Origin of the sequence: Nonomuraea africana (genome assembly GCF_014873535.1) — a bacterium.
Taxonomy (GTDB): domain Bacteria; phylum Actinomycetota; class Actinomycetes; order Streptosporangiales; family Streptosporangiaceae; genus Nonomuraea; species Nonomuraea africana.
The window spans coordinates 1,558,108-1,576,648 of the sequence record NZ_JADBEF010000001.1; the positions used below are offsets into that span (position 1 = coordinate 1,558,108).

Sequence of the window (18,541 nt, forward strand, 5' to 3'; positions counted from 1 at the left end):
CGGCTACTCTTGGCCGGTGCGACGTGTGGACGGTGCCCGAGGCAGCAGGGCGGACCAGGCTGACCAGCGCAGAGCCGAGCTGCTGGAGGCCACGCGCAGGGTCGTGCTCGAACGCGGGCTGGCCAACACCCGCGTCGCCGACATCGCCAAGGCGGTCAACGTCAGCGGCGGGCTCATCCACTACCACTTCGCCACCAAGGACGAGCTGATCACCGCCATGCTGCGGGCCACGCTCGAAATCGAGAGCGCCCGCCTCGACCAGCTGGTCACCGGCGAGGGCAGCGCGGTCGAACGCCTCGACAGGGTGCTGCGCTTCAACATCCCGCAGTCGCGCTCCGACCAGAGCTGGCTGCTGTGGATCGACGCGTGGAACACCGCGCTCAGGGAGCCCACCGTCCGCCAGATCGTCCTGGAGCTCGAGACCATCTGGCTGCGCGCCCTCGAACAGGTCATCTCCGAGGGCGCCGACACCGGCGAGTTCGCCTGCGACGACCCGGCGGGGGCCGCCGAGCGCATCGACGCCATGCTGGACGGCCTGATCATCCGCTACACCCTGCATCCGAACGTCCTCTCGCGTCCCCGCCTGCTCGAGCACGCCCACATGGCCGCCGCCCGCGAGGTCGGCATCTCGCCTGACGCCTTCCCCCGCTAACGGCTGGATCCCGGCGACGGCGGCCCCGCCGGTCGTGGGTCGGCGTCGCGGCGACGTCCCCTGGTAGCGGCGTTCGATGGCATCGGAGTCCAGGTGGAGAACGGAGCGGGCCATCCGTTCCGCGGGTCAGCGCGAAAGGATGACGCCGTCGTGCATGAGGTGCACGTCGTCGCAGAGCCCGCCCAGCAGGTCGAGGTCGTGGCTGACGACCACCACGGCCGTTCCCGAGTCCGCGGCCGCGCGGAGCAGGCCCGCCACCTGGCCCGCCGCCACCGTGTCCAGGCCCGAGGTGGGCTCGTCGGCCACGATGAGCGCCGGCCTGGCCATCACCGCGCGCAGGATCGCCACCCGCTGGCACTGTCCCGCCGACAGCCGTCCCGGCCTGGTGCGCGGATCGAGGTGGCCGAGGCCGACGGAGGCGAGCCCCGCCACGGCCCTGGCCCGCCGCTCCGCCGCGCGCAGGCGGGTGAGCGGCTCGGTGATCGTGCGCCAGATCGGCCACAGCGGGTCCAGGCTGGCCCTGGCGTCCTGGAAGACGGGCATCGCCCACCCGGGCCGCGAGTCCGGCAGGCTCAGCGCGCCCCCGTCGGGCGGCTCCAGTCCCGCCAGCAGGCGCAGCAGCGTGGACTTGCCCGACCCCGACCTCCCGTGCACGCCCACCACCTGACCGGGCCCGATCGACAGGGAGGCGTCCCTGACGGCGGCGACGCCACCGTAGTGACGCGCGAGGTGCCGCGCCGTCACCAGCGCGGGCCCTTGGGAGGCGGCGGCCCGCCCGGCCGAGGCGGCGGGAAGCGCCGCCACCAGCGCCCGCGTGTGCGGATGCCGGGGATCGGACAGCAGCCGCCCGGCGGGCCCGGTCTCCACGACGCTCCCCTCGTACAGGACCGCGACCCGCGAGGCCCAGTCTGCGGCCAGCCGCAGATCGTGGGTGATCACCAGCAGCGCTCCGGCCGACCGCGCCAGCGCCGCCATCACCTCGTCGGCCAGGCCGACGTCGAGCGCGCTGGTCGGCTCGTCGGCGACGGTCAGGGCGGGCGACAGCGCGCCCGCCGCCGCGATCGCCGCCCGCTGCAGCATGCCGCCCGACCACTGGTGCGGATGGCGGGCGAGCGCGCCCGGGTCCAGCGCGAGCGCCGCCACCGCGGCCTCTGCGGCGCCGGGCGGCGGACGCAGCCCCGCCGCCCGCCACGCCTCCCGTACGTGGTGCCCGACCGTCCGCAGCGGGTCGCACGCGGTGAAGGGGTCCTGGGCGACGTATCCGGGCCTGCCGCCGGTGCGGATCGACCCCTCGGCGCGGGCGCCGCGCGGCAACAGGCCGAGGACGGCCCGCGCCAGCGTGGACTTCCCGCTCCCCGACGCCCCCACGACGGCGAGGCGCTCGCCGGGCGCCACCGTGAGGGAGACCTCGCGCAGCGCCCGCGTGCCGTCCCGATAGGTCACCGAGAGCCCCGAGACCTCCAGGGCCGCGCTCACAGCCGCTCCCTGAGCGCGTCGCTGAGCAGCCCCGCCGCGGTGACCGCGAGCAGGATCGCCACGCCGGGGCCGGCCAGGAGCCAGGGGGAGGAGGCCAGGTCGTAGCGGCTCTCGGCGAGCATCTGCCCCCACTCGGCGGTGGGCGGCTGGGCACCGAGGCCGAGGAAGGACAGGCCGGAGAGGCCGATGATCGTCTCGCCCAGCCCCAGCGCGGCCACGGCCAGCACGCGCAGGAAGGCGCCCGGCAGCACGTGGCCGAGCACGATGCGCCCGCGGCCGATCCCGGCCATCCTGGCGGCGATCACGTCGGGCCTGGCGGCGGAGGTGAGCACGTGCGAGCGGGTGAGCCTGGCCACGGGCGCCCACGCCGCCACCGACATGGCCAGCACCAGGTTGGCCAGCCCGGGACCGAGCGCGCCGACCACGGCCAGCGCGACCAGGGTGCTCGGCACGGCCAGCAGGACGTCCACGACCCTGGAGATCGCCGCGTCGACGACCCCGCGCGCGTATCCGGCCACCCCGCCCGCGACGATGCCGATCGCCGCGCCGAGCGCGGTGACGGCGAGCGCGGCGCCCAGCGTCACCCTGGCCCCGCTCGCCAGCCGCGCCAGCACGTCGCGGCCGAGCTGGTCGGTGCCGAGGGGGTGGGCGGCGCCGGGCGGAAGGAGCTTGGCCGCGTAGTCGGGGACGTCGGGGTCGGGAAGCGCCCAGGGGCCCGCCACCGCCAGCACGGCGAGCAGCGCGGCGGCGGCCGTACCGGCGATCAGGGAGGCTCTCACAGGCGCGGGTCCGCGGCTCGGGTGGCCAGGTCGGCGGCGAGCGCCCCGGCCAGGAAGGCGAGCACGCCCACGAGCACGCACCCCTGCACCACGGGCAGGTCGCGGGCGGTGATGGCCTCCACCAGCAGCCGCCCGACGCCCGGCCAGGTGAAGACGCTCTCGACCACGGCCGCCCCGGCGAGCAGCCCGCCGACGGTCATGCCCGCGACGGCGAGCAGCGGGGGAGCGGCGTGCGGGAGGCCGTGGACCAGCAGCACGCGCAGCTCGCCGGAGCCACGGGCGCGCGAGACGTCGGCGAACGGCGCGGTCGCCGCGTCGACCAGCGCGCCCCTGGTCACCCGCGCCCACTGCGCGGCGATGCCCGCGGCGAGGGTGGCGGCGGGCAGGAGCGTGTCGGCCCATCCGCCGTCGGCCACCACCCTTCCGACGCCCCAGCGCACCACCACGATCTCCAGCAGCGCCACCCCCAGCAGGAAGGACGGCACGGCGGCGCCGGCGAACATCAGGCCCCTCGACAGCGCGTCGGGCCAGCGGTGCCGGCCGAGCGCGCCCGCGAGGGCGAGGACGAGCGCGGGCAGGATCGCCAGCGCCACCGCCGTCAGGCACAGCCGCAGCGTGGCCGGCAGCCGTTCGGCGAGCTCGGCGGTGACCGGCCGGCCCGTTCGCCAGGAGGCGCCCAGGTCGCCGGTGAGCGCGCCGCCGAGCCAGCGGGCGTACCTGACCGGCGCCGCGTCGCCGAGGCCGAGCTCGGCGCGGACCGCCTCGATCTGCGCCTCGACCGGCGCGCCCACGCCCCTGGACAGCAGCACCTGGCGCGCGGGGTCGCCGGGGGACAGCTCGGCCAGGCCCCACACCAGCAGGCTGGCGGCCAGCAGCGTGCCGGCCGCCGAGACTAGGAGCCGCAGGAGGCGCCGCACGGACCTGTGGTGGCGTCGAGGTGCAGCAGCACCGACGAGGGCCGGTAGTCGCGGTAGCGAGGACCGGCCACGACCCTGGGCACCCGGTCCACGACGATCAGGTGGTAGGCCTGCTCGTCCACCGCGATGCGCTGCGCCTCGCGCAGCAGCCTGTCGCGCTCGGCGGGCTCGAAGGCGCCCGCGAGTTCGTCGATGACGGCGTCGAGGCCGGAGTCGGCGATCCCGCCGAGGTTGCGCGGGCCCTTCGTGCGCATCATCTGGGCCAGCGGCGCGACCGGGTCGAACCCGTAGGACAGCGAGCCGTCGAAGCTGAGGCCCACGTCCCAGCCGTCGGCCGACCGCATCGCCGCGTAGTTCTCGGGCACCTCCGCCACCTCGGCCCGGAAGCCGGCCTTCGCCAGCTGCGCCTGCATGGCCACGGCGAGCGGCTTGGTGTCGGGCTGCGGCGAGTAGGCGTTGATCGTGATCGCCAGGGGCCTGCCGTCCTTGGTCCTCGTCCCGTCGGCGCCCTTGCGCCAGCCCGCCTGCTCCAGCAGCCGCTCGGCGGCGGCGAGGTCGGTGCGCAGGTTCTTGACGGAGTACGGCAGCGCTTCGGGATAGACCCCCGAGGGCGTGCGGTAGAAGCCGTCCATCACCGTCTCGGCCAGCTCCTTCCTGTCCACGGCGAGCGACAGCGCCCGCCGTACCCTGGAGTCGTCGAGGGGAGCCTTGCGCACGTTGAGGAAGCCGCGCAACTGCCCCGTCGCCAGCGCCGCCTCCCTGACCGAGACCCGCGCGTCGCCCTTCAGCGTCCGCAGCGCGTCGGTCGGCGGGTAGAAGGCGAGGTCGGCCTCGCCGCTGCGGACGGCGAGCGTGCGCGCCTGTCCGTCGGGCACGAACCGCACCTCGACCCCGTCGAGGCGCACCTTCCCTCCCCAGTAGTCAGGGTCCCCGGCCAGCACCAGCTTCCGGGAGTCGAGGCTCTTCACCTCGAAGGGCCCGGTGAAGGTCCCGCTCGCCACGTCGAAGACGGAGAACATGCTCTCGTCGGCCAGCAGGCTCGGCAGGTTGGCCACCGGGCCCTCCGTCTCCAGCCGTACGGCCAGCGGCCCCGCGACGGTGACCTTCGCCCCCTCCAGCGCCGCCCGCACGGCCGGGTTCCCCGCGAGGTGCGCGTCCATCAGCTCCTTCAGCGCGGCGGCGTCGAGCGCCCTGCCGCTCTGGAAGCGCACGCCCTGCCGGAGGGTGAGCGTCCACGCCGACTCGCCCTGCCTGGTCAGCGCGGCCAGCAGCCACGGCTCCACCGTGCCGCTCTCCGTCGAGCGCATGAGCAGCTCGCCGTAGCCCCACCCCGAGGCCCAGAACCCCTGTTTGATCGGGTCCAGGCTCTTCACGCTGTACGGCGTGACCACTCTCAGCGGTGCCTGCGCCACGGGCTCCTGAGCGCCGCAGGCGGCCAGCGCGGCCACCAGGGCGACGGCGAGGAGCGGCCGTTTCACATCAATCGACATGAACCACGACAATGCAGCCAATGAAAACCATTGTCAACGGCGGTGGTGTCACTCGAAAGATGTAGATCGATCTCCTCAGCGCGCAGGAGCTTCGGCGTCCGGCCCTTCACTAGCGTTGCCAGGGAACGGGGCAAGCGTGGCCCCTCGTGATCGAAAGAGGTTTTCATGGCCCCCGCCCACAAGACGCTCCTCACCGGTCTGGCCACCTTCGTCGGCGGGACGTTGCTGTGGCTGTTCGGGCTCGATGAGGAGATCGTCATCTTCGTGCCCTCGAAGATCGGTCTGTTCCTGATGGTCCTCGGCGCCGTGGAGACCCTCTACGGCGCCTACCGGGTCATGCGCGACCACCGCGACCCCGCCTAGGCTCCGCCGCTCCGGCACGTGGGAGGCGCTGGTCTGCCGGAAGGCAGGGGGTCAGGCGGGGAGGGCGGCCAGCAGGTAGGCCAGGCGGGCGGCGGCGCCGTCCACGTCGTCCACGGTGCCGAGCCGGTAGCCCCAGGAGGTGACGAAGGCGCCCTCGGGGGAGCAGGTCACGGTCTCGATCAGGGTCAGCGAGAAGCGGTTGACCACCGAGACGAAGGCGGGCTCACTGGCAAGGGCGAGATGCTGGACACGCAGATCCGCGTGGGTTCCAGCAGCCCTGGCGAATGCCTCGAGGCACAGCATGGTGTCGAGCATCGTGCATCACCTCCGCGTCAACTGTGCGCTAGGGTTGCACGATCTTGCTTGGGTAGGCAAGCAATTGTCGGGATTAATGTTGCGATTGTTTCGCGTAGTCGTGATTCACGCGCATGATGACAGACCTAGCCTCTTCCCCGTAGACCGCCACCTTGTGGTACTCATCGAACACGCGGGCGTAGAACTCCACGTCCTGGCGCTCGCTCGTGCGGACCTCCTTCGACCGCGTGGGCACCAGGACCTGGTCGTTGTCGAAGAGCCAGAAGCCGGTCAGCGGCACCGAGGGGTGCTGCTGCTCGAACGGGATGATGCCCAGCTCGATGCTGGGGAGCGTGGTGACCGCCAGCAGCCTGTCCATCTGGCCCTGCATCACCTGGCTCGGCGCGAGCTTCGTGCGCAGCGCGGCCTCGGGCATGATGAACCTGAACGTGCGCGAGGTGTCGTAGAGGATCTCCTGGCGCTGCATCCGCACCCGCACCGCCGCGTCGAGTTCGCCGGTCGCGCCGTACTCACGCTTGAGGGTGAGGAAGATGTGCCGCGCGTACTCCGCGGTCTGCAGCAACCCGATGATCACGCCGGGTTCGAACACCCTGAACAGGGTCGCCCTGGCCTCCTGACCTCGCACGTCCTCCTGTGAGGCGGCCAGGCCGCTGGAGGCCCAGTGCCGCCAGTCGGAGCGGCGCAGCTCGATGGCCGCGGCCCGCTCCTTCAGCTCCGCCAGTTCCTCCGGCTCGGCCCGTACGGCGGCGGCCCAGGCGCTCACGTCGTCGTCGGTGGCGCTCTGCCTGGCGTTCTCGAGGCGGGAGACCTTGGACGGCTGCCAGTCGAGCAGCTCCGCGAGATCCTTGCCGGACAGCCCGGCCGCCTCGCGCAACTGCCGCAACCGGATGCCCATCTCGACCCGGGCCTGCTGGAATGACGTCACGCCGCACGAGGCTAGACCCAGCGGGGACGATCATGCCAGGGGTAGTGGCGCAATTGTGACGTCAGAGCACCCTGCGCGCGATGTCCACCAGCAACTCGCGGGGGACCTCCACGGCGCTCTCGCCGTCGAGCACGTCGCGCAGGTCGGCCAGGGCCTCCCTGTCGGTCACGGTCAGGCCCTGGACGACGATGGTTCCGCGGTCGGTCTCGTAGAGCGTCGGGCAGGCGCCCGCCTCGGACGTGGAGCCGAGAAACCTCATGCGCATGATGGATCCTTCCCCGAAACCCGCAATGGCAATTGCGCGCAATTGTACGGGGAAGATCACGCCTTAGGGGGAAATATCGCCATATTTGGTATGGGCGGCGGCGCGCTTGTCCGGAAGATACTCGCTCGGCCACAGGCCAGGCTGCGGCGAGTAGCCGCGCAGCACCCGTCGCGCGATGGAGGCCTGGTGCACCTCCGTCGGGCCGTCCATGATGCCCATGAGCGGCGCCGCCTGCCACAGCCTGGCCAGCGGGGTGTCGGTGGAGACGCCGAGCGCGCCGTGCAGGTGCATCGCCCGGTAGACGACGTCGTGGAATACCCGCGCCGCCGCCACCTTGCAGGCGGCGATCTGGGTGCGGGCCTCCCTGGTCGACGACCGGTCGATCAGCCACGCCGTGTGCAGCACCAGCAGCCGGAACTGCTGGATCTGCAGGTAGGAGTCGGCGATGGCGGCCTGCACGAGCTGCTTGTCGGCCAGCACGCCGTCCACGGTCTGCCTGGACAGCGCCCGCTCGCACATCATGTCGAAGGCCCGCTTGACCGCGGCGACCGTGCGCATCGCGTGGTGGACCCGTCCGCCGCCCAGCCTCGCCTGAGCCACGGCGAAGGCGCCGCCCTCCTCGCCGAGCAGCGCGTCGGCGCCCACCCTGACCCGGTTGTACCGGATGTGCGCGTGGTGGCCCGAGCGCTCTCCCATCGTGCCGATGTTGCGCAGGATCTCCACGCCTCCGGTGTCGGCGGGCACCAGGAACATCGACATCCGTTCGTACGGGTGCGCGTCGGGGTCGGTGACGGCCATGACGATGAGGAAGTCGGCGTTGGCCGCGTTGGAGGTGAAGTACTTCTCCCCGTCCAGGACCCAGCCGTCCCCGTCGCGCACGGCTCGCATGGTGAACAGGCGGGGGTCCGATCCGCCCTGCGGCTCGGTCATCGAGTAGGCGGAGAAGACCTCGCCGTCGAGCAGCGGACGCAGGTAGCGCTCCTTCTGCTCGGCGGTGCCGTACATCGCGATGATCTCGGCGTTGCCCGTGTCGGGCGCCTGGCAGCCGAAGATCACCGGGGCCCAGGTGGAGCGGCCGATGAGCTCGTTCATGAGGGCGAGCTTCAGCTGGCCGTAGCCCTGGCCGCCGAGCTCGGCCCCGAGGTGACAGGCCCACAGCCCGCGCTCGCGCACCTGCTCCTTCAGCGGATCGACGATCTTGCGCAGGCGGTCGTCCAGCTTCTGGTACGCCTTGCCGGGGAAGGCCAGATCGAGCGGTTCGACCTCCTCCGTGATGAAGGCGTCCATCCAGTCAAGCTTGGCCTGGAACTCCGGTTCTACCGAGAAATCCATGTCTGCGCCCTCGCGAACAGATCGAGTGTGGTCTGGTGGAGAAGATCACCGATGTCCTTGGGCGCCTTGCCCGCGCAGGCGCGCGCGTGGGTGCCCTCCAGCACGATGCCGAGCTTGAAGCAGGCCATCACCACGTACCAGTCGACCGCGGACAGGTCGCGCTCGGACAGCTCGGCATAGCAGGTGACGAGCTCCTCGGCGGCGGGCAGCCCCGGAATCTGCAGCTCCGACGAGGGCCACGTGGCCACCAGCCAGCCCAGGTCGAGCAGCGGGTCGCCGATCGTGCACATCTCCCAGTCGACGATCGCCGCCACCCACGGGCCCTCGCGGGAGAACATGAGGTTGGCCAGGTGGTAGTCGCCGTGCATGATGCCGGGCGTGAACGTGCGGGGCCGGTTGCGCTCCAGCCACTCGGCCGTCTCGCGCAGCCGGGGGATCTCGGGGCCAGGGTAGCCGTCGAGCTTGCCGTACGACTCGAGCTCGCCCATCCAGCGCGGCACCTGCCGTTCCAAAAAGCCCTCGGGCCTGCCGAACCCTGGCAGCACGTCGGGCGAGACCCGGCCGAGCGCGGCCAGCGCGACGGCGGCCTCCAGCCCCATGCGCTGCCTCATGGCGGGATCGGAGGCGTGCGGCTCGGGCAGCCCGGTCGTCGCGTTGAACCCGTCGACCGGTTCCATGAGGTAGAACACCGGCTCGTCCACCGTCTGCGCGGCCACCAGCCTGGGCGCGGGCACCCCGGTGCCGCGCAGCGCGGCCAGCACCCGCGCCTCACGGCGCAGGACCTCGTTGCTCTTCGCGCGCACGTGCAGGGGCGGCCTGCGCAGCACGTACGGCACGCCGCCCCGCTCGAAGGCGACCATCACGTTCTGCGTGCCGCCCAGGACCGGCCGCGCGTTCTCGAACGGCCCGCCGGGCAGGCCCTCGGCGTCCATCCAGGCGCCCAGCACGTCGAAGTCGATCACGCTGACGTCGATGTGCGCGGGGGTCGTGGTCACGACAGAACCGAACCATGTTCTGGTTGCCAGGTCAACCCGGACGCCCGCACCGCCGTTCTGTTGATCCGGTCAGCCCAGTGCCTGCATCGTCGGCGTGAACAGCCTCGCCTGGTCGCCCGGCAGTTCGCCGCCGCGCACCATCGCGCTGGTGGTGAAGGCGTGGGTCACGCCCCGCTCGACCACCCAGTCCACGAGGTCGGGACGGCTGTCGTCGAGGTCGACGCGCACCGGCAGCGTGGAGCCCGCCGCGAGGTCGGCGATGAGGTCGCGCGCGGTGGCCTGGTCCTCGGCGACCACCGGCCCGATCACCAGCGTGTCGTCGTTGCGCCATGCCCCGCCGAATCCCGTCATCCGCCCGTCGCGCTCGGCCACGCGCACCTGCTCGTGGAAGTCCGGCATCCGGCGCAGCACGGCCGACCGGTCGGCGCCGAAGCGCTCGGCGTCGAACGCCACGATGGCGTCGAGGTCGTCCGCCTTGTGGGTGCGGCCCGAGGCCTGCCCGGTGAAGACGCCCTTGTGGGTCACGATGGTGGCGACCGCGCGGAAGCCGGTGCGCTCGTACAGGGGACGGCCGTACGCGGTGGCGTGCAGCGACACCGTCCTTCCGGCCGCCCGGTCCAGGACGTGGTCCATGAGCGCGCGGCCCAGGCCCTGCCTGCCGTACCTCTCGGCGGTGAGGACCATGCTGATCACGGCGTGGTCGGCGCCGTAGAGCGTGACGATGTTCGTGGCGGCCAGTCCGTCGCCGTCCGGCGCGTCGATGCCGTACGCCTCGCCGACGTCCAGCAGGAACCGCCATTTGCGGCTTTCGGCGCCCCAGTTCCGGCTGAGGGCGAGGCGGCCGCAGGCGGGCAGGTCGTCTGGGGTGAGGCGGCGGATCTGCATGCGGGCCATCCTGGCGCACACCTCTGACCTGGTTCAAACCGGTTTCCCCGCCCTGACTCCGCCACCGGTTCTCTCGGCCCGCCCGCAGCGCTCCAGTCCCCGCCCCGTTCTCCCGGCCCGATTTCCTGCCGTCCGAGTTAGGCGACGGCCACGAAGTTCCCCGGTGCCGCCGTCGGCGGGTGGGCAGACGGCCGGGAGGTCTACGCGTGCCACGGCGTGACGAGCGTCGACAACCCGCTGCCCGTCGACAGGGACACGCTGTACCTGCTGGGCCTGCTGATCAACTCCACCTGCCGCATGGTCGCGCAGCACCCCCAACGCGGTTGCCGGTCTCGAAGCCCGGGTTCCGGGGGAGGATGGGCGGGTGGAGTGTGTTGTCGCGGTCGATGTAGGCGGAACCTTCATGAAGGGCGGACTCATCCGCGACGGCACGGTCCTGCACGCCGAGCGCCGCCCCACCCCTCGCGCGGAAGGACCCGCACGCGTGATCGCGGCCATCTCCGCCTTCGTCGCCGACCTCGCCGTCCCGCGCCAGGGCCTGCGTCCCACGGCCGTCGGGCTGGCCGTCCCTGGGCTGGTCACTCCCACGCACGCGGTCTTCTCCGCCGCCTTCGGCTGGCGCGACGTGCCCGCCGCCGCCTTCACCGACGTGCCGCTGCCCGTCGCGCTCGGCCACGACGTCCGCTCGGCGGGGGAGGCCGAGCTGGCCTACGGCGCTGCCCGTGACGAGCGCGACGTCCTGTTCCTCCCCATCGGCACCGGCATCGCGGGCGCGATGGTCCTGTCCGCCGGCCTGTACGGCGGAGCGGCCGGCTGGGCGGGCCAGATCGGCCACGTCCCCGTGCGTCCCGGCGGCCTGCCGTGCGGATGCGGCCAGTCGGGATGCCTGTCCGCCTACGCCTCGGCCGCCTCGATCGCGGCCCGCTGCGGCGAGAGGTCGGCCGCCGCCGTGGTGGCGCGCGACGACCCGCTCGCCAGGCAGGTGTGGGCCGAGGCGGTCGAGGCGCTCGCCCTGGCCCTGGCGACGTACACGCTGCTGCTGGACCCCGCGCTGATCGTCATCGGCGGCGGCCTGGCGCTGTCCGGCGAGGCGCTCCTCGCGCCGCTACGGGCCCGGCTGGCCGCGCGGCTGGCCTTCAGACCGGCGCCAAGAATCGCACTGTCCTCCCTGGGCCCGCACGCCGGCATGCTCGGCGCCGCCCTCCTGGCCACCCGCGCCTAGCCCACCACGCGACCGGACCGCTGCGCCCCATGCACCTCTCACCTCCGCACCCGAGCCCTTGAGGCCCCCTGGATCTGGGCGCCGAAAGCACCCCCGGCCCTCAGACCGGGATCGTCCTTCTACCGAGGGCCGTCCGGCGACACGAAGGACACGGGGATGGGCATCGGCCGGGCTCGCAGCTCCTCGCCCAGCGCCTTGGCCTGCGGGTCCAGCCGGGGGCTGGCGGCGACGCCCCTGCCGAGCAGGCCGTGGACGACGAAGTTCAGCGCGTTGAGGTTCGCGAACTCGTGGCGGTCGACCTTCAACGCTCCCAGCGCGGGGAGCAGCTCCTTGAGCCGTTCGACGCTCAGTGTCCCGGCCAGCCAGGCGTACTGCTCGGGGGTCCTGACCCAGACACCCAGGTTGGCGTTGCCGCCCTTGTCGCCCGAGCGGGCTCCGGCGATCACACCGAGGGGCGCGTCGACGGTCGGCTCTCCTTCGGACGAGGGCACCGCCGCCGACGTGACCGGCGCCGGCTCGCGGCCCGCCGGTTCATCGGCCCCGGCCGTGACCGGCGACTCGTCCTCGAAGGTCAGTTCCTCGCCGTCGAGGAAGACCCTCGCCGTCACCTCGCCGGCGGGGATCAGGGTCGGCCAGTAGACCCCGTACGGCGACGCGTCGCCCGGCGGCGTCAGCCCGTAGAAGCCCGGATAGCTGGCCAGGCCCGTCTCTACCACGGCCGAGGAGAAGGCGCGCCCCGCCTTGCGCGCGTCGCGGTCCATGACGGTGATCCGCAGCAGCGGCGGGTCGAAGGAGACGTCCACCGAGTCGAACGACTCGCGGGGCACCCGGGCCCAGATCGCCTCCTGCGCGATCCTGGCCTTCTCCTCCAGCTCGAGCCCGGTCAGCATCAGCGTCATGGTGTTGCGGTAGCCGCCCAGGTAGTTGACGGCGACCTTCAGCGTGTCAGGCGCGGGCTCGCCCTTCACCCCCGACACCCTGACCCGGTCGGGACCCTCCTGCGACAGTTCGATGGTGTCGAAGCGGGCCACCACGTCGGGTCCGAGGTAGCGGGGGGAGCCGATCTCGTACAGCAGCTGCGCGGTGACCGTGCCGACCGAGACCAGGCCGCCCGTGCCGGGGTGCTTGGTCACCACGGACGAGCCGTCCTCGTGCAGCTCGACCAGGGGGAAGCCGCAGTGCGCCAGGTCGGGCACCTCGTGGAAGAAGGAGTAGTTGCCGCCCGTGGCCTGGCAGCCGCACTCGATGACGTGCCCGGCGACGACCGAGCCCGCCAGCGCGTCGAGGTCGCCCGGGCGCCAGCCGTACCGCCAGATGCCGGGGCCGGTGACGAGGGCGGCGTCGGTGACCCTGCCGGTGACGACGACGTCGGCGCCGGCCGACAGGGCTGCGGCGATGGGACGGGCCCCGAGGTAGGCGTTGGCGGTCAGGACGGGCTCGGCGAGCTTCTCACCGGTGTCGAGGTTGACCAGGTCGAGGTCGTGCCCGGTGACGTCGTCTCCGGTGACGTAGGCGACCTTGGCGGCGAGGCCCAGCTTCTCGATCGCCGCCGCGCAGCCCTGGGGGTCGAGGCCCCCGGCATTGGAGACGATCTTGATGCCACGCTCCAGGCAGGTGCCGAGCACCTGTTCCATCTGCCTGACGAAGGTGGGGGCATAGCCGGGACGGCCCTTGAGCCGGTTGCCCGCCAGGATCAGCATGGTCAGCTCGGCCAGCCAGTCGCCGGTCAGCACGTCGATGGGGCCGCCCTCGACCATCTCACGCGCGGCCGACAGGCGGTCGCCGTAGAAGCCGCTGCAGTTGGCGATCCTCAGCACCACTTCGGCGGCCTCTTCTCCATGAACGCCGCGATGCCCTCCTGGCCCTCCTCGGAGGTGAAACGCTGCGCCGACAGCGCGGCCATCTGCCGCAGACCCTCCTCGAAGGAGACCGACGGCAGGTCGCGGACCAGCCGCTTGGTGATGGCCAGGGCCTCGGGGCCGCCCTTGACCAGCATGTCGGCGTAGTGGGCGACCGTGGCGTCGAGCTCCTCCATCGGCACCGCCCTGTTGATCAGGCCGATCTCCTGGGCCCTGGCGGCGTCGAACACCTCGCCCGTCATCAGGTACTCGGAGGCCGCCCTGGCCTCCAGCCGCCGCAGCACCGGCACGGAGATCATCGCGGGCACGACGCCGAGCCGTACCTCGGAGAAGGCGAACGAGGCGGTCAGCGGCGCGATCGCGAAGTCGCACGAGGCCACCAGGCCGAGGCCGCCCGCGCGGGCGGTGCCGTTCATGCGGCAGATGACCGGCTTCGGGCTCTCCCAGATCAGCGACATGATCTCGGGGAACGACGCGGTCACGGGGGCGTCGCTGACGCCGCGCGCGGGCTCGATGCGCTGCTCCTTGAGGTCGGCGCCCGAGCAGAAGACCGTGCCCGTGGCCGTCAGCACGATCACCCGGACCTCGGGCTCGGCCAGCGCCCAGTTCAGCCGGTCCTCCAGGTCGCCCAGCAGCCGCACCGACAGCGCGTTGCGGTTGGGCGGCGAGTCGAGGGTGATGGTGGCGATGCCACCCTCCAGCTCCTTGTGGACCAGGCGCGTCATGCTTCCCCTTCCTCGATGATCGCCAGCACGGCTCCCGCCTCGACCTGCGAGCCCTTCTCGACCATGACGGCCGAGACGACTCCCGCGGCGGGCGCGGCGATCTGATGCTCCATCTTCATCGCCTCGAGCACCAGGACCACCTGTCCCTTGCTGACAGCGGCGCCCTGCTCGACCTCGACGCGCAGCACGCTACCCGGCATCGGGGCCAGCAGGGAGCCAGGCGCGTGCTCCTCGGCGGGTTCGGGCAGGCGGGGGAGTGGCGTGAGGCGGGTGTCACCGACGTAGACGCAGCTCTCGTAGTGCGCGATCTCGAAGGTCCGCCGCAGGCCGTCCGTCTCCATGACCACCTGGTACGGCCCGGCGCGCACCACCCCGGGCGGCGGCGGATCGTAGACCGCCTCCGCCTCCTCGAACCTGGCGACCTGCGGCTGCGACCTGACGTTGCGCCAGCCGCCGGGAAGGCTCCGCTGCACGGTGGCCTCGCTCCTGTGGCGGGCTGCGATCGCGAGGGCCGCCGCCAGCACTTCCTGCTCCGTGGGCGGCTGGTGCGCGTCGATCCGGTGTTCCTCGAGGAAGCCGGTGTGGGTGTCGCCATCGCGGAAGGCCCTGCTGCGCAGGATGTTGCGCAACAGGACGCGGTTGGTGGTCAGGCCGTGGATCCTGGCGCGGTCGAGGGCGGTGGTCAGCTTCCTGATCGCCTCGCCCCTGCTGTGCCCGAACGAGATGATCTTCGCGAGCATCGGGTCGTAGTGCGTGGAGACCGTCGAACCAGACTCCACGCCGGAATCGACCCGCACCGGGCCGCGCACCTCGAACAGGTCGACGGTGCCCGACTGGGGAAGGTACGCGCCGTCCTCGGCGTAGAGCCTCACCTCGATCGCGTGGCCGGTGGGCGAGGGCCGCGCGCCGGGCAGCGGCTCGCCCTCGGCGACGCGCAGCTGCAGCTCGACCAGGTCCAGGCCGTAGACCAGCTCGGTGACGGGGTGCTCGACCTGCAGGCGGGTGTTCATCTCGAGGAAGGCGACCGTGTCGCCCTTGACCAGGAACTCGACGGTGCCCGCGCCGACGTACCCGATCGCCTCCGCCGCCCTGACGGCGGCCGCCTCCAGGGTGGCGCGCAGCTCGGGGGTCACGGCGGGGGAGGGGCACTCCTCCACCACCTTCTGGTGGCGGCGCTGGATGGAGCACTCCCGCTCGCCCAGCGCCCAGACCGTGCCGTGGACGTCGGCGAGGATCTGGACCTCGATGTGGCGGGCGCGCTCCAGGAGCGGCTCGACGAACACGGTCCCGTCGCCGAACGCCGCCTCGGCCTCGCGCCGCGCCGAGGCCAGCGCCCGGTCGAGATCGGCGGGCGTGCCGACGACGCGCATGCCGCGCCCGCCGCCGCCCGCCGCCGCCTTGACGAGCAGCGGATACTGCCAGCCGCCTGTCGCGCCTCCGATGATCTCCCCGTCGGCCGCCCGGACAGTGAGCGAGGGAAGCACGGGGACGCCCGCCTCGGCCATGAGCCGCTTCGCCTCGATCTTGGAGCCCATCGCCGCGATGGCCGCGGGTGGCGGGCCCACCCAGGTCAACCCGGCCTCGATCACCGCCTCGGCGAAGGCGGCGTGCTCCGACAGGAAGCCGTAGCCGGGGTGGACCGCGTCGGCGCCCGACCGCTCGGCCGCCCGGACGATCGCCTCGATGTCCAGGTACGCCATGGGATCGCCCAGCCGTACGGCGAGGTCGGCCTCGGACACGTGCGGCGCGCCCGCGTCGGCGTCGGAGTAGCCGGCGACCGTCTCGATGCCCAGCTCGCGGCAGGTCCTGAAGATCCTGCGCGCGATCTCGCCGCGGTTCGCCACCAGCAGTCTCGTGATCATGGCCTGAACACCCCGAATCCGGCCGCCTCGGGGACGGGCGCGCTGTTGATCGCCGACAGGCAGAGCCCGAGGACCGTGCGGGTGTCGCGCGGGTCGATCACCCCGTCGTCGTAGAGCCGTCCCGACAGGAAGAACGGCAGCGACTCCTGCTCGATCTGCGCCTCCACCATCGCCCGCATCGCCGCGTCGGCCTCCTCGTCGTACGCCTGGCCGCGCGCCTGGGCGGCCTGCCGTCCGACGATCGAGAGCACCCCCGCCAGCTGCGCGGGGCCCATCACCGCCGACTTCGCGCTCGGCCACGCGAACAGGAAACGCGGATCATAGGCGCGCCCGCACATGCCGTAGTTGCCCGCGCCGTAGGAGGCGCCCATGACCACCGTCAGGTGCGGGACCGTCGAGTTCGACACCGCGTTGATCATCATCGCGCCGTGCTTGATGATGCCGCCCTGCTCGTACTCCTTGCCGACCATGTAACCGGTCGTGTTCTGCAGGAACACCAGCGGCGTGCGGGACTGGTCGGCCAGCTGGATGAACTGCGTGGCCTTCTGCGACTCCTGGCTGAACAGCACGCCGCGCGCGTTGGCCAGGATCCCGATCGGATAGCCGTGCAACCGCGCCCAGCCGGTCACCAGCGACGCGCCGTAGAGCGGCTTGAACTCCTCGAACTCGCTGCCGTCGACGATCCTGGCGATCACCTCGCGCGGATCGAAGGGGATCTTGAGATCCTCGGGGACGATCCCGAGCAGGTCGTCCTGCGGATATCGGGGCTCGACGACGGGGCCAGGGGTCGTCCCCAGCTTCCGCCACCCCCACGATTTCACGATATTTCGGCCTATGCGGAGGGCGTCGTACTCGTCGGCGGCCAGGTAGTCGGCCAGCCCGCTGGTACGCGCGTGCATCTCGGCCCCGCCGAGCGACTCGTCGTCGGACTCCTCGCCGGTGGCCATCTTCACCAGCGGGGGGCCGCCCAGGAACACCTTGGCGCGCTCCTTGACCATGACGACGTAGTCGCTCATCCCCGGGACGTACGCCCCGCCCGCCGTGGAGTTGCCGAAGACCAGCGCGACCGTCGGGATCCCCGCGGCCGACAGCCGCGTCAGATCCCTGAAGATCCGGCCCCCCGGGATGAAGATCTCCTTCTGTGTCGGCAGGTCCGCGCCGCCCGACTCCACCAGGTTGAGGTACGGCAGGCGGTTGCGCAGCGCGATCTCGGCCGAGCGCAGGCTCTTCCTGAGCGTCCACGGATTGGAGGCGCCGCCGCGCACGGTCGGATCGTTGGCGGTGATCACGCATTCGACGCCCTCGACCACCCCGATGCCGGTCACGACGCTCGCGCCGACCGGGAAGTCGCTGCCCCACGCGGCCAGCGGCGAGAGCTCGAGGAAGGCCGAGCCCGGGTCGAGGAGCAGCTCCACGCGCTCCCGGGCGAGGAGCTTGCCGCGCCCGCGGTGCCGTTCGACGTACTTCGCGCCGCCGCCCGCGACCGCCTTGGCGTGCTCGGCGTCGAGGTCGGCCAGCTTGGCGAGCATGGCGTTCCTGCGCTCCTGGTGATCGGCGCTCGCCGGATCCAGGCGACTGATGATCATGCCTCACCCCTTTCCTCTTGGTGTGGCCGGCATGAAGTTGACGCGTGCGTCAGCCCGATGGCGCGGGCCCACAGGCGCGTCAGATGGTCGACGGCGGTACGCTCGTCGGCCTGCTCGCCGAGGTCCAGCCAGACGTGGGCGAAGTGCTCCACCATGCCGCCGAGCATGATCGCGGTGAGCCTCGGGTCGAGGTCGCGGTCGGCCAGGCCCTGCTCCTGCAGGCGGCGCAGGCCCTCGGCGCCCCGCCTGACGAACACCTCCCGCAGCTCCAGCAGCAGCCTGCCGAACCGGTCGTCGGTGGTCGCCGCGTGCTCCAGCATCCGCACCAGCCTGGAGTTGGCCGCCCAGGCGCGCAGGTAGAGCCGGTTGGCGGCCTCGACGCGGGCGTAGGGATCGTCGGGCACGGCCGGCCCCACCATGCTGGCGGCGAACATCTCGCCCACCACGGCCCCCGCCACCTCGCCGAAGAGTGACTCCTTCGAGTCGAAGTAGGTGTAGAAGGTGCCGTGCGAGACCCCGGCCCTGGCGCACACGTCGTCGATGCGGACGGCGTCGTACCCGTGCTCCTCGAAGGCCTCCCGTCCGGCTTCGAGCAGGGCGGCCCTGGTGCGCCTGCCCCTCGCGGTCAGCGCGTCCGATTTGACGATCACGTCAACAACGTAATCCCGACTGGGACGCCTCCGCAAGAACCCGAGCCAAGACCCCGCCCGCTCCGACGCTTGAGGGTCTGCCGGCGTCCAAGAGTCCGTTGTCTTCAGGACGACAGGAGATCTTGATGGAATCCCAGAAGGAAGAGCGCGACGGCGATCCGGCGCAGGTCCCTGGACCGGGCGGTCTCCATCTGGCCGGAGATGCGTCGACGGCCCGCGTCGGGTGACGCGGGCCGTCGGATA

18 protein-coding genes are annotated in these 18,541 nt (G+C 72.3%); 3 read left to right on the forward strand and 15 right to left on the reverse strand.

Translation table 11 applies throughout. The features are described from left to right. Window positions 1-16: 16 nt before the first annotated feature. On the forward strand, window positions 17-652 hold the full coding sequence (locus tag H4W81_RS07090) for a TetR/AcrR family transcriptional regulator (protein ID WP_192774044.1): 636 nt from the start codon (window positions 17-19) through the stop codon (window positions 650-652). 126 nt (window positions 653-778) lie between these two features. Here H4W81_RS07090 and H4W81_RS07095 read toward each other — a convergent pair whose 3' ends face one another. The 4 genes from H4W81_RS07095 to H4W81_RS07110 are packed head-to-tail and all read right to left on the reverse strand — an operon-like array spanning window position 779 to window position 5,314. After that, window positions 779-2,128 carry an ABC transporter ATP-binding protein gene (locus H4W81_RS07095; RefSeq protein WP_318781574.1) on the reverse strand — a complete coding sequence of 450 codons (1,350 nt, stop codon included), beginning with the start codon at window positions 2,126-2,128 and terminating at the stop codon, window positions 779-781. Continuing rightward, window positions 2,125-2,907 (reverse strand): ABC transporter permease, encoded by a 783-nt coding sequence (locus tag H4W81_RS07100; protein WP_192774045.1) that lies wholly within the window; start codon window positions 2,905-2,907, stop codon window positions 2,125-2,127. The genes H4W81_RS07095 and H4W81_RS07100 overlap by 4 nt, the downstream gene beginning before the upstream one ends. Further along, complete coding sequence (locus H4W81_RS49180; RefSeq protein WP_192774046.1) at window positions 2,904-3,824, reverse strand: ABC transporter permease; 921 nt, start codon at window positions 3,822-3,824, stop codon at window positions 2,904-2,906. The genes H4W81_RS07100 and H4W81_RS49180 overlap by 4 nt, the downstream gene beginning before the upstream one ends. Beyond that, window positions 3,800-5,314 carry an ABC transporter substrate-binding protein gene (locus H4W81_RS07110; protein WP_192774047.1) on the reverse strand — a complete coding sequence of 505 codons (1,515 nt, stop codon included), beginning with the start codon at window positions 5,312-5,314 and terminating at the stop codon, window positions 3,800-3,802. The genes H4W81_RS49180 and H4W81_RS07110 overlap by 25 nt, the downstream gene beginning before the upstream one ends. Window positions 5,315-5,479: 165 nt before the next feature. Here H4W81_RS07110 and H4W81_RS07115 point away from each other — a divergent pair, with 165 nt between their 5' ends. After that, the gene (locus H4W81_RS07115; RefSeq protein ID WP_192774048.1) at window positions 5,480-5,677 is read left to right on the forward strand and encodes a DUF5708 family protein; all 198 of its coding nucleotides are present in this window, start codon (window positions 5,480-5,482) and stop codon (window positions 5,675-5,677) included. Window positions 5,678-5,728: 51 nt separating this feature from the next. Here the strand turns inward: H4W81_RS07115 and H4W81_RS07120 are convergent, their stop codons facing one another. The 6 genes from H4W81_RS07120 to H4W81_RS07145 form a co-directional block, all read right to left on the reverse strand. Beyond that, window positions 5,729-5,992, reverse strand: a complete 264-nt coding sequence (locus tag H4W81_RS07120) for a hypothetical protein (protein ID WP_192774049.1) — start codon at window positions 5,990-5,992, stop codon at window positions 5,729-5,731. A 73-nt stretch (window positions 5,993-6,065) separates the two neighbouring features. Then, window positions 6,066-6,917, reverse strand: coding sequence for a helix-turn-helix domain-containing protein (locus H4W81_RS07125; protein WP_192774050.1), 852 nt, complete (start codon window positions 6,915-6,917; stop codon window positions 6,066-6,068). Between the two features lie 61 nt (window positions 6,918-6,978). Continuing rightward, entirely contained in the window at window positions 6,979-7,182 is a 204-nt protein-coding gene (locus H4W81_RS07130; protein ID WP_192774051.1) for a hypothetical protein, read from the reverse strand. Between the two features lie 63 nt (window positions 7,183-7,245). Next, window positions 7,246-8,514: an acyl-CoA dehydrogenase family protein gene (locus tag H4W81_RS07135; protein WP_192774052.1), complete on the reverse strand. Its 1,269-nt coding sequence runs from the start codon at window positions 8,512-8,514 to the stop codon at window positions 7,246-7,248. Then, window positions 8,499-9,509, reverse strand: coding sequence for a phosphotransferase family protein (locus tag H4W81_RS07140; RefSeq protein WP_318781575.1), 1,011 nt, complete (start codon window positions 9,507-9,509; stop codon window positions 8,499-8,501). The genes H4W81_RS07135 and H4W81_RS07140 overlap by 16 nt, the downstream gene beginning before the upstream one ends. 69 nt (window positions 9,510-9,578) lie before the next feature. Beyond that, the gene (locus H4W81_RS07145) at window positions 9,579-10,394 is read right to left on the reverse strand and encodes a GNAT family N-acetyltransferase (protein ID WP_192774053.1); all 816 of its coding nucleotides are present in this window, start codon (window positions 10,392-10,394) and stop codon (window positions 9,579-9,581) included. A 364-nt stretch (window positions 10,395-10,758) separates the two neighbouring features. Between H4W81_RS07145 and H4W81_RS07150 the strand changes: the two genes are divergently transcribed. Continuing rightward, on the forward strand, window positions 10,759-11,616 hold the full coding sequence (locus tag H4W81_RS07150) for an ROK family protein (RefSeq protein ID WP_318781576.1): 858 nt from the start codon (window positions 10,759-10,761) through the stop codon (window positions 11,614-11,616). Window positions 11,617-11,735: 119 nt separating this feature from the next. On the opposite strand, the gene H4W81_RS07155 is transcribed toward H4W81_RS07150, so the two are convergent. From H4W81_RS07155 to H4W81_RS07175, 5 genes are read right to left on the reverse strand one after another with little or no spacing between them, the layout of a single operon-like run. Further along, entirely contained in the window at window positions 11,736-13,433 is a 1,698-nt protein-coding gene (locus tag H4W81_RS07155) for an acyclic terpene utilization AtuA family protein (protein ID WP_192780674.1), read from the reverse strand. Next, complete coding sequence (locus tag H4W81_RS07160) at window positions 13,427-14,200, reverse strand: enoyl-CoA hydratase-related protein (RefSeq protein ID WP_192774055.1); 774 nt, start codon at window positions 14,198-14,200, stop codon at window positions 13,427-13,429. The genes H4W81_RS07155 and H4W81_RS07160 overlap by 7 nt, the downstream gene beginning before the upstream one ends. After that, the gene (locus H4W81_RS07165; protein ID WP_192774056.1) at window positions 14,197-16,062 is read right to left on the reverse strand and encodes an ATP-binding protein; all 1,866 of its coding nucleotides are present in this window, start codon (window positions 16,060-16,062) and stop codon (window positions 14,197-14,199) included. Before H4W81_RS07165 ends, H4W81_RS07160 begins: the two co-directional genes overlap by 4 nt. Continuing rightward, the gene (locus tag H4W81_RS07170) at window positions 16,059-17,648 is read right to left on the reverse strand and encodes an acyl-CoA carboxylase subunit beta (RefSeq protein WP_192774057.1); all 1,590 of its coding nucleotides are present in this window, start codon (window positions 17,646-17,648) and stop codon (window positions 16,059-16,061) included. Before H4W81_RS07170 ends, H4W81_RS07165 begins: the two co-directional genes overlap by 4 nt. Continuing rightward, entirely contained in the window at window positions 17,645-18,298 is a 654-nt protein-coding gene (locus H4W81_RS07175) for a TetR/AcrR family transcriptional regulator (protein WP_192774058.1), read from the reverse strand. The genes H4W81_RS07170 and H4W81_RS07175 overlap by 4 nt, the downstream gene beginning before the upstream one ends. Window positions 18,299-18,541: the final 243 nt, after the last annotated feature.